13 protein-coding genes are annotated in these 14,675 nt (G+C 64.6%); 4 read left to right on the plus strand and 9 right to left on the minus strand.

The window, feature by feature from the left end:
- Positions 1 to 73 precede the first annotated feature (73 nt).
- Together LB529_RS04485 and otsB are read left to right on the plus strand one after the other, a co-directional pair.
- Complete coding sequence (locus tag LB529_RS04485; RefSeq protein WP_224710352.1) at positions 74 to 1,864, plus strand: trehalose-6-phosphate synthase; 1,791 nt, start codon at positions 74 to 76, stop codon at positions 1,862 to 1,864.
- A complete protein-coding gene (gene otsB, locus LB529_RS04490) occupies positions 1,861 to 2,643 on the plus strand; it encodes a trehalose-phosphatase (protein WP_224710353.1) in 783 nt (260 codons plus the stop codon). The genes LB529_RS04485 and otsB overlap by 4 nt, the downstream gene beginning before the upstream one ends.
- A gap of 120 nt (positions 2,644 to 2,763) precedes the next feature.
- Here otsB and LB529_RS04495 read toward each other — a convergent pair whose 3' ends face one another.
- The 8 genes from LB529_RS04495 to LB529_RS04535 form a co-directional block, all read right to left on the minus strand.
- Positions 2,764 to 3,873 (minus strand): ABC transporter ATP-binding protein, encoded by a 1,110-nt coding sequence (locus LB529_RS04495; protein WP_224522943.1) that lies wholly within the window; start codon positions 3,871 to 3,873, stop codon positions 2,764 to 2,766.
- The gene (locus tag LB529_RS04500) at positions 3,870 to 4,670 is read right to left on the minus strand and encodes an ABC transporter permease (RefSeq protein ID WP_224522942.1); all 801 of its coding nucleotides are present in this window, start codon (positions 4,668 to 4,670) and stop codon (positions 3,870 to 3,872) included. The genes LB529_RS04495 and LB529_RS04500 overlap by 4 nt, the downstream gene beginning before the upstream one ends.
- A 1-nt stretch (position 4,671) precedes the next feature.
- Entirely contained in the window at positions 4,672 to 5,532 is an 861-nt protein-coding gene (locus LB529_RS04505; RefSeq protein WP_224522941.1) for an ABC transporter permease, read from the minus strand.
- A gap of 68 nt (positions 5,533 to 5,600) precedes the next feature.
- Entirely contained in the window at positions 5,601 to 6,605 is a 1,005-nt protein-coding gene (locus LB529_RS04510; RefSeq protein ID WP_224522940.1) for an ABC transporter substrate-binding protein, read from the minus strand.
- Between the two features lie 61 nt (positions 6,606 to 6,666).
- Complete coding sequence (locus tag LB529_RS04515) at positions 6,667 to 8,142, minus strand: aldehyde dehydrogenase (RefSeq protein ID WP_224522939.1); 1,476 nt, start codon at positions 8,140 to 8,142, stop codon at positions 6,667 to 6,669.
- Positions 8,139 to 9,191, minus strand: coding sequence for an LLM class flavin-dependent oxidoreductase (locus tag LB529_RS04520; RefSeq protein WP_224710354.1), 1,053 nt, complete (start codon positions 9,189 to 9,191; stop codon positions 8,139 to 8,141). Before LB529_RS04520 ends, LB529_RS04515 begins: the two co-directional genes overlap by 4 nt.
- Before the next feature lie 5 nt (positions 9,192 to 9,196).
- The gene (locus tag LB529_RS29125) at positions 9,197 to 11,005 is read right to left on the minus strand and encodes an alpha/beta fold hydrolase (RefSeq protein WP_318012543.1); all 1,809 of its coding nucleotides are present in this window, start codon (positions 11,003 to 11,005) and stop codon (positions 9,197 to 9,199) included.
- A complete protein-coding gene (locus LB529_RS04535; RefSeq protein WP_224625592.1) occupies positions 10,998 to 11,585 on the minus strand; it encodes an amino acid synthesis family protein in 588 nt (195 codons plus the stop codon). The genes LB529_RS29125 and LB529_RS04535 overlap by 8 nt, the downstream gene beginning before the upstream one ends.
- A 139-nt stretch (positions 11,586 to 11,724) precedes the next feature.
- Here LB529_RS04535 and LB529_RS04540 point away from each other — a divergent pair, with 139 nt between their 5' ends.
- A complete protein-coding gene (locus tag LB529_RS04540; protein WP_224710355.1) occupies positions 11,725 to 12,399 on the plus strand; it encodes a GntR family transcriptional regulator in 675 nt (224 codons plus the stop codon).
- Positions 12,400 to 12,414: 15 nt separating this feature from the next.
- Here the strand turns inward: LB529_RS04540 and LB529_RS04545 are convergent, their stop codons facing one another.
- Complete coding sequence (locus tag LB529_RS04545; RefSeq protein ID WP_224710356.1) at positions 12,415 to 13,446, minus strand: hydroxyacid dehydrogenase; 1,032 nt, start codon at positions 13,444 to 13,446, stop codon at positions 12,415 to 12,417.
- A gap of 144 nt (positions 13,447 to 13,590) precedes the next feature.
- On the opposite strand from LB529_RS04545, the gene LB529_RS04550 reads away from it, so the two are divergent.
- Positions 13,591 to 14,667, plus strand: coding sequence for a LacI family DNA-binding transcriptional regulator (locus LB529_RS04550; protein WP_224710357.1), 1,077 nt, complete (start codon positions 13,591 to 13,593; stop codon positions 14,665 to 14,667).
- The last annotated feature ends 8 nt before the right edge of the window (positions 14,668 to 14,675 follow it).

Genomic DNA, 14,675 nt, shown 5'->3' on the forward strand with positions numbered 1-14,675 from the left:
GGACCGGTCTGCCGTCCGCAGCCGGCAAGAACGAAAATAATGAGCGGACAGCCGGAGGCAGCCTGGCATTTCAATGACACAATACAGCGTTCTGTTACTGGTCCTTATTCTCGCAAGCCTTGGACTTTCCGCATTTGCCATTTTCGTTTCGATATCCCGGTACCGTCGCAATCACCCGAGGATTTCGGCTGTGGCAGGCCCCGGCGACGACTTCGCCACAGAGGCCGCGCGCAAGGTGCTGCGCGAATTCGAAAAGAACGGGCAATCGGTCGACGCGGCCCTGGTCACATGGTCGCCGGAGACGTTGCGCAAGATCCTCGCTGACGAGTTGCCGGATGCGCAGGTCATCATCGTCTCCAATCGCGAGCCTTATATCCACAACGAAACCAGGAACGGCGACGTCGAGCTTGTCGTGCCGGCGAGCGGACTGGTCTCGGCGCTGGAACCGATCACGCGCGCTTGCGCCGGCACCTGGATCGCCTATGGCGGCGGCACTGCCGACCGGACGGTGGTGGACAGGAACGACCGCGTGCAAGTGCCGCCCGGCAATCCTTCCTACACGCTGCGCCGCGTCTGGCTGAGCGACGACGAATATCAGGGCTATTATCTTGGCTTCGCCAATGAGGGCCTGTGGCCGCTCTGCCATATCGCGTTCACGCGCCCGATCTTCCGCGAATCCGATTGGGAGGCCTATGAGGCCGTCAACCGTAAATTCGCGGAGACGGTGGTTGCCGAAGCGCGCAACGAGCGGCCGATCGTGCTGGTCCAGGACTATCACTTTGCGCTTCTGCCGCGCATGATCCGCGAGCGCCTGCCGGAGGCGATCGTCATCACCTTCTGGCACATACCGTGGCCGAACTCGGAAGTGTTCAGCATCTGCCCGTGGCGCGAGCGTATCCTCGACGGCCTGCTCGGCAGCTCGATCGTGGGCTTCCACACCCAGTTCCACGCCAACAACTTCACCGAAAGCGTCGATCGTTTCATGGAAAGCCGGATCGAGCGAGCCGACGCGGCCATTTCCTATGGCGGCCAGGTGACGCTCGTGCATTCCTATCCGATCTCGATCGAGTGGCCGGTCGAGCTGCTGAAAACTCTTCCGAGCGTCGAGGAGTGCCGGGCGCGCGTGCGCAAGCGGTTCAGAATTCCAGCTGGCGCCAAGCTTTGCGTCGGCGTGGAACGCCTCGACTACACCAAAGGCATCCTCGATCGCTTCCATGCGCTTGAGGAACTGTTCATCCGTCATCCAGAAACGATCGGTAACGTCGTATTCCTGCAGATCGCTGCACCAAGCCGGGGCACGCTGCCTGCCTACAAGCAGCTTCACGAAGAATGCCTGCGCTATGCCGACGAGCTCAACCAGCGCTACGGCAACAAATCCTATCAGCCGGTCGTCATGGTGGCCGAGCACCATTCGCAAGCCGCGGTCTATGAGCTTTATCGCGCCGCGGACATCTGCCTCGTCACCAGCCTGCATGACGGCATGAATCTCGTCGCCAAGGAGTTCGTGGCGTCGCGCGACGACGAGCAGGGCGTGCTGCTGCTCAGCACCTTCGCGGGCGCCTCGCGCGAATTGCTGGAGGCGCTGATCGTCAATCCGTACGACGCGGCGATGATGAGCGAGGCGATGCTGCAGGCGATGACCATGGGGCCGGACGAGCAGCACGAGCGCATGCGGCGCATGCGCGACATCGTGCGCGACAACAATGTCTATCGCTGGGCCGGCAGCATGCTGCTCGACGCGGCGCGGCTCAGGAAGCGCGGCGACCTCGACCGGGTCACGGCCCTATACGACCGGCCGGCAAGTCCCACCGGCGACAATGTCGTTTCCATGTTCGAACGCAAGCAGGCAGTCGGATTCCGATGAATAGTCAAGCAGACCTTACCCCGCCGCTTCCCGAAGGCCGGTGGGCGCTTTTCCTCGACATCGACGGCACCTTGCTGGAGCACGCGGCGCATCCCGACGGCGTGTCGGTCAGCGCCGAGTTGCGGCAATTGCTGCAGACGATCGAACGGCGGCTGGACGGAGCGCTCGCCTTCATCACCGGCCGCTCGATCGCGGCAGTGGACCATCTGTTCAATCCCTTGAAGCTCAGGATCGCCGGTCTCTATGGGCTGGAGCACAGGCTTGCGCCGGATGGCCGGATCGAGGCCGCCGACGAGCCGGCGGACATGGCGGCGCTCGCCGACGAGATCGAACTGGAGCTGGCAAGCAAGGCCGTCTATGTCGAGCGCAAGGGACCTGTGCTCGCCATCCATACGAGAGCAGCGCCCCAGCTTCTGGCACGGGCGACGGAACTGGTCGAGGCAGCGCTTCAGCGCCTGCCCAAAGGCTACCGTGTGATCGCCGGCAATGCCGGCGTCGAGCTGATGCCGCTCGAGGCCGCCAAGGGCGCTGCGATCCGGCGCTTCATGCAGACTGGTCCGTTCAGCGGCAGGCGTCCTGTGTTCCTTGGCGACGACACGTCCGACGAGAACGGCTTCGAAACGGTCAATGCCGCGGGCGGAATCTCGATCCGCGTGAAGCCGCAGGACGAGACGGCTGCCCGCTTCGTCATCGAGGATGTTGCAAGCGCGATCGCCTGGCTAGAAGCCAATTTCGGCGAGCCGGTCGCACCAACGGTGAGCCGCAACCTCGTCGCCTAAATCGGCAAAAGGTGCTCCACAGCTGCTGCTGCAGGCCCGGATCATGGCGATGATCCCGTCCTTGTCGGTCTTCTTCGACTCGCGCACGCTCGCCCGGGCGTTCAACTTTGATCGGGACCGTTAATACGTCACCTCCTTGCCCGGGGTTTTGCTCGAGGCAGGAAATAGGAAGGCGCCGGCAGGATCGAAGAATATCTGCCGCCTGCCCAGCGAGGCATCATGCGTTGCCGCTGCCGAAGATGTCGGCCGGATGTCGATTTCCTGTCCAGCGCTCGTGCGCGCGACAATACGCCGGCGCTCGCCGTAGAAGGCGACATCGACGATCTCGACCGAAAGCTCCGCATTGTTCGGCGAGCGCTCCAGGCGAAATGCTTCGGGCCTGATCATCAGCCTGGTTTTCTGTCCGGGCGCGAAGCTGCCATTGGCATTTATGCCGGAGACAAGCGCGCCGTCGGCGAGGCGAATGGTCGAGGCGCCGCCCACCGTTTCCAGATGCTCGGCGGCGAGGAAATTCGAGTTGCCGATAAAGCCGGCAACAAAATCGGTTGCGGGTCTAAGGTAGAGGTCTTCGCCGGTGCCGATCTGTTCGATGCGGCCATCCCTGAAGAGGGCGATGCGGTCCGACAGATGCAGCGCTTCTTCCTGATCGTGGGTGACGTAAAGGATGGTGACGCCGGTTTCGCGATGGATGCGTCGGATCTCGGCCTGGATCTCCTCGCGCAGCTTCTTGTCCAGTGCCGACAATGGTTCGTCCATCAGCAGGATCGGCGGATCATACGCCAGCGCACGGGCAAGCGCGACGCGCTGCTGCTGACCGCCCGAGAGAGCCGCGGGCAGACGCTCGGCGAAGCTTTCCAGCCGCACCAGGGAGAGCATGTCGGCGACCTTGCGCCTGACCTCGGTCTCAGGCCGGCGGCGGACGCGAAGCGGGAAGGCGACGTTTTCGGCGACGCTCAGATGCGGGAACAGCGTGTAGCGCTGAAAAACCATGCCGATGTTGCGCTTGTGCGAAGGCACTGAAAGCAGCGACTTGCCCTGCAGCAGCACGTCGCCGGAGGTCGGATCCTGGAAGCCGGCGATGGCATAGAGCGTGGTCGACTTGCCGGAACCGGACGGCCCGAGGAAGGTCAGGAATTCGCCCTTCGGAATATCCAGCGTCAAATCATGAACGGCGGTGAAGGCACCGAACGCCTTGCGCAATTTGCGGATCGAGAGAAAGGGTTGGGTCATGTCTGCAGCTTTCGGCGCAAGAGTGCCGTCACGATCATCAGGGCCAGCGTGAGCGCGACCAGCAGACTGGAGGCGGCGGCGATGACGGGGGTGAGGTCGGAGCGGAGACTCCCCCAGATCTTGACCGGCAAGGTCTGCAAAGTGGGGCTCGCCATGAAGATCGCCACCACCACCTCGTCCCATGAAGCGAGGAAGGAAAAGATCGCGGCGGAGAAGATGCCGATGCGGATCGACGGCAGAGTGATCCTGAGCTTGGCCTGCAGCGGGCTGGCGCCGCAGACGATGGCCGCATCCTCGATCGACTTGTCGAAGCCTTCCAGAGCGGTCGCGATCGGAATGATCGCGAAGGGCAGCGCCAATACGGTGTGGGCGACGACGAAGCCGATGGTGGTGCCGCCGAGGCCAAGCCGCAGGAAGAAGGCGTAGATGGCGATGGCGAAAACGACAACCGGCAGCACCATTGGCGTGAGCAGCAGCCCGCGCAGGACTTCGCGGCCGCGGAACGTGCCGCGGACCAGCGCGAAGGAGGCGAGCAGGCCGATGGTGACGGCCAGGATAGCGGTCATCGTGGCGATGCGGGCGCTCGTCAGCGCGGCCTCGATCCACGACGGATCTGCAAACAGTTCGTGATACCATTTCAATGTCCAGCCGGGCGGCGGGAAGGCAAGCCAGCGTGACGAGCCGAAGGACAGCAGCACGATGAACACCACGGGCAGCAGCAGGAAGGCGGCGACCAGCGCGGTGAAGGCGAGCAGTGCTGCCTTCAACCAGCCGAGGCGGTCGTAGTCGAGCAGCATCTCAGGTGCCTCCCGCCGCGCGTTTTGACCCGACCAGGCGCAGTTGCAATGCATAAAGCGCCATGGTGACGACGAGCAGGATGAAGGCGGCAGCACTCCCCAGGCCCCAGTTGAGCAGTGACTGGATCATCTGCGCGATCATTTCAGCGAGCATCATGTTCGACGTGCCGCCGAGCAGCGCCGGCGTGACGAAATAGCCGAGCGACATGACGAAGACCATCAGGCCGCCGGCGGCGATGCCGGGCAGAGACAGCGGCAACAGGATGCGCCTGAAGGCGGCGAGCGGGCTGGCACCACAAAGGGCGGCTGCGCGCAAAGTCATCGGATCGATGGCGCGCAAGGTGCCGACCAGCGGCAGGATCATGAAGGGCAGCATGATGTAGACCATGCCGATGGTGACGCCGGTGAGATTGTTGATGAGCGGCAGCGGCTGGTCGATGATGCCGGCCCCCATCAGCGCCCGGTTGATGACGCCGGTGCGCTGCAACAGCACCATCCAAGCATAGGTGCGGGTCAAGAGGTTCGTCCACATCGAAAGGATGATGATGCCGAACAGGATCGAGGCGAGCGCCGGCGGCATGATCGCCAGCATCCAGGCAACCGGAAAAGCGACGACCACGGTGACGAGGGTGACGACGAAGGCGACGAGGAAAGTGTTGAAGAAGACGCGCGCGTATGTGCCGTCGCCAAGCAACGCCGCATAGTTCTGCAGGCCCGGAGCGGGGTCGGTGACACTGCGCAGCAGGAGCGCCAGCACCGGCACTCCGAAAAAGAGCCCGATCAGGATCAACGCCGGAAGCAGGCCGCCGAGGCCTGCCGGTATTCGAGGGCTTGCGACCCCTTGCTGTGCTTCCACCGACATGACGGTAATCCCGGATTGGGATCGGGACGGCGAGCGCCGTCCCGATCCTTGTCACGAAAGGACGGCGTCTACTTTGCCTGCCAGGCGTACCAGCGTGTGGCGATCTCGTCGCGATGCTCGGCCCAGTAGTTCATGTCGAGATTGATCTGTCCGTCGACATGCGCGTCGGGCAAGCCCTTGACCACGTCGGCGGGCATTTCGGCCTTGGCCTTGGTATTGATCGGCGCGTAGCCGCTCGCCTCGGCAAATTTCGCCTGGCCGGTCGGGCTGGTCGCGGCGGCGAGGAACTTCATGGCGCCGTCCTTGTTCTTGGCGCCCTTCGGCACCACTAGGACGTCGGCGGCGGTGAGGTTCTGGTTCCAGGACACGCCGACATCGGCGCCGTCCTTCTCGAGCGCGAAGACGCGGCCGTTCCAGAGCTGGCCGAAGGCGGCCTCGCCGGAGGCGATCAGCTGCTGCGATTCGGCGCCGCCGCCCCACCAGACGATGTCCGACTTGATGGTGTCGAGCTTCTTGAAGGCGCGGTCGAGGTCGAGCGGATAGAGCTTGTCGGCCGGCACGCCGTCGGCGAGCAGCGCGATCTCGATCACGCCCGGCGCCGACCATTTGTAAAAGGTGCGCTTGCCCGGAAACTTCTTGGTGTCGAACATGTCCGCCCAGCTTGCCGGCTCACCGGAGACGGCGCCCTTGTTCCAGGCGAGCACGAAGGAATAGTAAAAGCTGCCGACGGCGTTCTCATTGCTGAAGCGGGGGTCGAGATCGGCCTTCGGCACGACGGCGAAGTCGATCGGCTCGAGCAACCCGTCCTTGGCCGCCTTGATGGCGAAATCCATCTCGACGTCGACGACGTCCCAGGTGACGTTCTTGGCGTCGACCATCGCCTTCAGCTTGCCGTAGTCGGTCGGTCCGTCCTGCAGCACCTTGATGCCCGAAGAGGCGGTGAAAGGCTCGGCCCAGGATTTGGTCTGGGCTTCCTGCGTCGTCCCGCCCCAGCTGGTGAACACCATTTCATCGGCCTTCGCGGCCGTGGTCGCCATCAGTCCGGCAAGGATGCCGGCGAAAATCAGTTTCATGTCGTTCTCCTCTGATTGGTTGTTCCGTTTCTTGTTCTTGTCTGCACCTCGCCATGCCTTCTCAGCGCATGACGAACGGATCGGGGATCGGGTCGTCGGAGGTGCGTATCCACACCGATTTCGAGCGCGTGTAATCGCGGATGGCGTCGATGCCGCCTTCGCGACCGAGACCCGAAAGGCCGTAGCCGCCGAAGGGGACCAGCGGCGAGACGGCCCGGTAGGTGTTGACCCAGACGACGCCGGCATGGACGCCGCGGGCCATGCGATGCGCCTTGGCGAGATTCGAGGTGAAGACGCCGGAGGCGAGCCCGAATTGCGTGTCGTTGGCCAAAGCCAGCGCTTCAGCCTCGCTGTCGAAGGCAAGCACGCTCAGCACCGGACCGAACAGCTCTTCGCGCACGCAGGCGAGAGCCTGGTCCTGCGCCTCTATGATGGTCGGCGCGTAGTAGTATCCGTCAGTCTTGCCCTTCGGCCGCGCGCCGCCGGTGACCAGTCGGCCGCCTGCTGCCACGCTCTCCGCCACGATTGCCTCGATCCTTTCGCGCTGGCGCGCGGTCGCCAGCGGACCCATCTCGGTTGCGGGATCCTGCGGGTCGCCGATGACGATGGCTTCCGCCTTGCGCTTCAGCCGCGCGAGGAATTCGTCCTTGACCGAGCGCTCGACCAGCAGCCGCGAGCCCGCGACGCAGCTCTGGCCGGTAGCCGCGAAGATGCCGGCGACGACCGCATTGGCGGCGCTGTCGAGATCGGCGTCGGCGAAGACGACGACCGGGCTTTTGCCACCGAGCTCGAGCGTGGTGTAAGCGAGATTGTCGGCGGTGTTGGCGACGATCCGCCGGGCGGTCGAAGGGCCGCCGGTGAAGGCGACACGGGCGACGAGCGGATGGCTGGTCAGGCGGTGTCCGCAATCATGGCCGAAGCCGGTGAGGATGTTGACCGCGCCGGCTGGAAAGCCGGCTTCGCTAACCAACTCCGCGAAAGCGAGCAGCGGCGCCGGCCCATCCTCGGAGGCCTTGAGCACGACGGTGCAGCCGGCGGCCAGCGCCGGGCCGAGCTTGACCGCCGACAGGAAGAGTTGCGAGTTCCAGGGTACGACGGCGGCAACGACGCCGATCGGCGCGGGCCGCACCGTCACTTCCATGTCAGCCTTGTCGATCGGGATGAAGGCACCTTCGTGCTTGTCGGCCAGTCCGCCATAATAGCGGTAGTAATCGCCGACATAGGCGATCTGTGCGCGCGTCTCGCGGATGATCTTGCCGGTGTCGCGCGTTTCAAGCTCGGCGAGACGGCCGGCATTGGCGGCGACGAGATCGCCGAGATTCACCAGCAGTTTTCCACGCGCCGTTGCGGTCAGCGTCGACCATGGGCCGGAGCGCAACGCCCGGTGCGCGGCCTCCACCGCGCGGTCGACATCGGCAACGGAAGCGGCGGGCATCGTCGCCCAGGGCAGGCCCGTCGACGGATCGATGCTGTCGAAAGTGGAGGACGCCTCGGCGAACTGGCCGTCTATGTAGTTCCTGAAGGCGGTGCTGCTCATCGCGACCCCATCTCCTGGAAGGCCGGCATCACCTTGTCGATGAACAGCCGCAGCGACTTCTTCTTGCGCTCATGCGAGAGGCCGCTGTCGATCCAGATCGAGTACTGGTCATAGCCTTGCGCCTCGTAGCTCTTCAGCCTCGCGATCACCTCGTCGGCCTCGCCGATGACGAGGTTCTGCCGGATCTTGTCGGGCGCGTATTGGGGCATCGCCGCGATCTCATCCTCGGTCAGTTGCTCGAGAACGCCCTGGCGGACGGGTTTCTTGTTCTGGAACCAGGCGCCGAACTGGCAGTAGAACTGCGAGAGGTCCTGGGTCAGGCGGTCGGCGTCGGCGGCGTCCTCGGCGACGAACGTGTGCATCAGGAGCATGATCTGTGGCCGCGCTATGTCCGGATGCGCCTGGCATGCGGCATTGAAGCGTTCCATCAGGCTTGCGACCTCGCCGTCGCCGGAGGCCAGGGGCGTCACCTGGACTTGGCATTGGTTGGCCACTGCGAAGTCGTGGGAGTTCGGATCGCGCGCGGCCACCCAGATCGGCGGGTAGGGTTTTTGCAAAGGCTTGGGCGAGGAGGTCGTCGGCGGGAACTGCCAGAACTCGCCGGAATGCTCGTAATCGCCGTCCCAGAGGCCGCGGATCGCCGGTATGATCTCGCGCATGCGCTGGCCGGCGCCCCACGCATCCAGTCCCGGGAAGACGCGCTGATACTCATAGCTGTAGGCGCCGCGCGCGATGCCCAGATCCAGCCGACCGCCGGTGATGACATCGGCCATCGCCGCTTCGCCGGCGAGCTTGATCGGATGCCAGAACGGCGCGATGATCGTGCCGGTGCCAAGACGGATGGTTTTCGTCTTGGCGGCGAGATAGGCGATGTTGATGAAGGGATTCGGCGAGATGGTGAATTCCATCCCGTGATGCTCGCCAATCCAGGCCGTCTCGAAGCCGGCCTGCTCCGCCAGCAGCACCAGTTCTTCAAGTTCCGTAAGCAATTCGGAATGCGGCTTGGCGAGATCCGAGCGCTCCATATGGACGAAAAGCGAAAATTTCATCGGTCTCACCGCTGGCCGGAATGGATTGGGCCGGAATGGCTTGGCGTCGACGGCGCCGGCCTTGCGAGCGGCCGGACCTCGCCTTCCACCTCGTTGCCGACATAGACGCCGAACGTGTCTTCGGCGCGCTCGCGCGCGTAGCGGGCGAGCATCGAACGCACTGCTGGATCGGCGATCTTCAATTCGGCGATGCGTTCGATCTCGACAAACCGGATCTGGCCGTCGCCGGAGACGGGGGCGTCCACCGTCCCGCGATAGTAGACGTGCGTGCGGGCAGCGTCCGTCGCGTCGTCCCACACTGCGTAAAGGAAGCCGAGCTCGGCATCAATCGCCTTGGCGGCAAGTTTTCCCCTGAGGCTGCGGGCATCGTTCGCGGCACCGAGACCGCGACCGGCCGGCAATTGGTAGGATCCCTCGGCAGTCTCGAAGAAGAGGACGCGGCCTTCTTTCTCGAGAATCGCGCCGACCTCGGTTCCGGGGGGAGCGCTCGCCGCCAGCGCCTCCTGGCTAAGCCCCGGCGTGACATAGGCGCCCCGGCAGTAGCCGAGAGGCTGGGCACCATTGTGGCTGAAGTCATGGACGCGGCCGATGAGGATCGAATGGTCACCGGCATCGACCAATTGCTCCATGCCGCAATCGAACACCGCAACTGATCCCTCGATCAGCGGATTGCCGGTCTGCCCGGGCTGCCATGCCACGGAGGCGAATTTGTCCGCGGTCTTTGAGGCGAAGACACCGGATGCGGCTTTCTGGGCTTCCGACAGGACGTTGATGGCAAAGCCTCTCGAAGTCGAGAAGGCCTGATGCCCCAGCGCCTTCTTGGCAATGCAGACCAGCACCAGTGGCGGGTCGAGCGAGACGGAGGTGAAGGAGTTGGCGGTGAAGCCGCGCGCATCGCCAGCCTCGTCGATCGTGGTGACGATGGTGACGCCGGTCAGGAAGGAGCCGAGCGCGCGTCGAAATTCCATGGCGTCGAATGCGGGACCGGCCTCCGCGCCTGCGGAAGCACTCGACGCCTCGTCGAGAAAGTTCATTATCCGTTGAGTCACTTTTTGCGGCGAAGCGATTGTCATCATGTGCTTTTCGCCATTCAGCACCAAGCACCGCCCCGCCGGCGCAAGCCGCGCCATCGCCGCTGACATGGCGGGTGTCGAGTTGCGATCCTCCGAGCCGGTCATGAACAGCGCGGGTGCGGCAAGGTCGGCCAGGTGATCGGTGTGCGCGGTGTCGGCGCTGGCAAAGAGGCGGTAGGTGCGGGCATAGCCTTCGGCGTCGACGCTTTCGAGCGCGGCGCGGGCCGTCGCGGCCGCGTCTGAAAGAGCCGGCGGAATCGGGTTGCCGAACCAGCGGGCGATCGTGGCGGCGATGGCCGACGGATCGCCGGGCCGGCCAAGCGCTGCCGCCCGTTCGCGCACCGCCTGCGCGAGCTCGGGCGGGCGACGGAAGACGGCGTTGAGACAGACGATGGCGCTGATGCGCGACGGGGCGCGAAGCGCGATTTCCTGTGCGACAAGCGCGCCCATCGAGTGGCCGATGACAGCGACGCGGGCAAGGCCGAGATGATCAAGCAGGCGGATCGCCTGATCGGCGAAGTCCGACAGGCGGGCGTTCTCCGGCGGCAGGGGCGAAGAACCGTGGCCGAGTATGTCGATGGCGATCACGTCGAAGCGGTCCTGCATCGCGGCGATCTGGGGCTGCCAGATCGCGGCATCCATGCCGACGCCGTGGATGAGCAGGACCGGCGCGCCCGAACCGGCGCGGATGAAGCCGGTGCCGTCGGGCGCCTTGCTGCGGATCGTCGCGGCGTCAGCCATGCAGATCTCCGAGCTCCTTCAGGTCCTGGTAGCGGTCGCCGATCCGGTGATGCGGGCGGCCGCCGATGGACGCGCCGAGCGCCACCACCAGCTCGTCCGGCGCGGGCGCGTCGCCGATCTGGAAATGCACGGTCAGGTAATGCGAGCGGCGGCCTTCGTCGTTCTTGTCCATCAGCGGGATCATGATCGGCGTGTTCGGACCGCCACGCAGATTGGTGAAGGCGAGATAGGTCTTGGCGCCGACGGCCCGGCGATAGTGATTGCCGAAATGCAGCGTGTGGATCAGCGCCGACGCATGCTCGACCTCACCCGACGTGCCGCAAATGGCGGCCTTGCCGTAGCCTTCGATGACCTCGCCCGAGCCTGCCGCGCCGATAATCTCATTGGTCAGCGTTTCGCCGAGCACCGGCGCGAAAGCGCGGATCTCGGGGGAGAGGTCCTCGATGAAGCCGCGGCCTGCCCATGGGTTGGTGAGCACCGCGGCGACGCCGATCAGACGCAGCGGCCGCGGGGCCGTCTTGCCGCCCTCGATCAGGGTGTTCTCGGTATAGGTGACGATCTTGCGGATGGCCGGCTGCATGAAATTCCTCAGGATGGGAGCCGCTCGGGGCCCATCGATTTCTGTATCGTCTTATGGTATACCATGCTATGGAGTGCCATGCGTCTTGTCAATCGGTCATGGAATCGGTTTTTGTGACGAGGCTAAGGATTCAGGAAAAATGGCTGACACGCTTCGCATAGACCGCTCCGCCAAAACGTTGAGGACGCTGGCGCTGGAGCGCATGCGCGAGGCGATCATGGATTTCCATTTCCAGCCCGGCGAAAGGCTGGTCGAGCGGCCGCTATGCGACCAGCTCGGGGTCAGCCGTTCGGTCGTGCGCGAGGTGCTGCGGCAGTTGGAGGCCGAAGGCCTGGTGCAGATGATACCTGGACATGGGCCGGCCGTGGCGAAGCCTGATCTTGGCCGGACCGACGAGATCTACGAGTTGCGCGCGCTGCTGGAGGGCATTGCGGCGAAGGCCTGCGCCACATCGGCCACCGACGGTCAGATCGCGCTGCTCGATACGGCGCTGGCAAAGCTGCTCGAGGCGTGGGCGTCGGGCGTGCCGGCCGAGGTGATGCGGGCGACGGCGAGCTTCTATGAGGTGCTCTTTGAAGCCGCCGACAAGCGCATAGCTTGGGAGATCGTCACCGGTCTCAACGTCCGCATCAACCAGCTGCGTTCGATGACAATCCTGTCGCAGAACCGCCGCGAGCCGGCGATCGCCGAAATGCAGGCGATCATGGAGGCGATCCGTTCGCGCAAGCCGGAAGCGGCGGAGGCGGCGGCGCGGCGGCATGTGGAGACGGCCTGGCAAATCGCGCGCGACGCGCTTCGGCTCGGGACGCTTTAGGCAGCCTACTCGAAACTAATTCCTGTCGACCGGCTTGGAGCGCATGCGCGAAACCGTCTCGCGCTCGGCGCGCTTGGAGCGCAGCGGCGGCAGGCCGCGGTCGATAAGGTCCATATCCTCCAGCACCATGTCGCCCATGCGCTTGAAGGCGATATCGAGCGCGCCGGCGCGATGCGCCGAACGCAGGAAGCCGGGGAGGGTGCGGACGGGATGGTCCTTGGCCAGCGGCTCCTCGGGGAAGACGTCGCTTGCAGCGACGATGTGGCCGCTCTTCACCGCTTGCATCAATGCCGGGAAATCGACGACGCCGGCGCGGCTGAGCAGGATGAAGGCCGCGCCCTTGCGCATCCTGGCAAAGGCGTCGGCGCCCAGGAAACCCTCATTCTCGCTGGTGACGGAAGCGACGACGAAGACGAAATCGCTTTGCGACAGCACCTCGTCCAGCGAGGCCGGCTCGACGCCATTGTCGATCAGGATCGATGGCGGCAGCCATGGATCAAAAACTTTCGTGCGGGTGCGGAAGCCGGTCAGCAAGCGGTTGAGCGCGCGGCCGAGATCGCCGAAGCCGATGATGCCCACATCCGCCCCGGAGAGAAGCCGCGCGGTCTGGTTGCCGTCGCCGCCCCACAGTTCCTTGCCCTGCCGGAAAGCGAGGTCGGCGTCGACGATGTTTCTGGCAAGGTTCAGCGCCATGGCAAGGCCGAGCTCCGCCACCGGTTCGGCAAAAACCAGGCCGGTGGTGACGACATGGATGCCGCGCGCAAACAGCGTCTCATAAGGCATGTTGTTGAGGAGGTTGGTCTCGACGTTGAAGATACAGCGCAGCGCCTTCAGCTTCTCCAGAGTCTCAGCTGAAATCGGCGGCTGGCCGATGATAAAACGCGCCTCGGCCAGAGTTTCGGCGGGCAGGGCGGCAACGCCTTCCGGGGTGGTCTCGACAATGCGATAGTGTTTGCGCAGGCGCGCCAGCTGCGGCGGCGTGAAGATGAGCTCCAATGTGCGCGGTTCGGGCGCGCTGATAACCAGCGGCAAGGCTTTGTCGGGCATGTTTTTCCTCCGGGCGCGATTGGATCGCGTCAACCACGCATTCAAGTCTTACTCCCGATGAAACGATTTACAAGAACGAAAAATCGATTTATCGATTACGATAGCGAGGCAGAAAATCAGCTGCCTGCCCTCGGGAGGAGGTCAATGGCACAACACCAAACCCGGCAGCGGCGTCCGTCGATCCACGACGTGGCAAGCCATGCCGGCGTGTCCGCGGCCACCGTCTCCAAGGTGCTGGCCGGCGTCACCACGGTCAAGCCGGAAAACGCGCAGCGTGTGTTCGATGCCGTCGAGCATCTGGGCTATCGCGTCGATCCTTTAGCCTCCGATATGCGCAGGGCCAAGCGCCGCATCATCGGCGCCATCATGCCCGAATTCGAGAGCGAGTTCTTCGGCCAGATGGTGACCGAGCTCGAAGGCCTTGCCGAACAGCGCGGCTACACGTTGGTCGCCGCATCGAGCCGTGAATCGGAGGCGCGCGAGAAGGAAATCCTTGCCCGCATGCATGACTGGCGCGTTGCCGGCGTCGTGCTGGCGCCTGTGCGCAACGAGCATGGTCCGGCGGCCGCCTTCATGAAAGCCCACGGCATGACCGGCGTGCTGATCGACCGCGTCTTGTCCGACGACGCGTTCGACACCGTCTCGGCCGACAGCGCCTCCGCCAGCGCCGAAGTGGCGCGGATGCTGGTCGGCAATGGGCACAGTCATATACTGGTCATCGGCCTTGCGGAGCAGGCGGCGACGGTGCGCGCGCGCCTGGAAGGTTTTCGCAGCCAGGCGCTGGCGCTCAACCCATCGGTGCGCATCGACGTCATCACCTCGGAAGTCAGCGTCGCGCCGCTGCGATCCTCGCTGCGCGATTACTTTGCCAGGGGAGAGCGGCCGACCGCCGTCTATTCGCTGCTTTTGAAGGGCACGCTCGTCGCGCTGTCCGAGTTCCGCCGGCGTGGCTGGCATTGCCCGAACGACATCTCGCTGGTCGGCTTCGACGATGCGGAGTGGATGCAGGTGACATGGCCGGCGATCGCCGCCGTGGTGCAGCCGGTGCACCGGATTGCCAGCGAGGCGATGAACCTTTTGTTTCGCAGGGTCGAGGGTGACGTGGGACCACCCACGGCGCGGCTCGAGCCCTGCCAGGTGTTGATGCGGGAATCCGTTGGCTCGCCAGGCAGCGGTCCGCATTCCGGGGGAGGAGACCGACAACAGCCCCCATTGTCGTGAGCGGAAGC

This window comes from Mesorhizobium sp. CA5 (genome assembly GCF_020165105.1).
Lineage (GTDB): Bacteria > Pseudomonadota > Alphaproteobacteria > Rhizobiales > Rhizobiaceae > Mesorhizobium.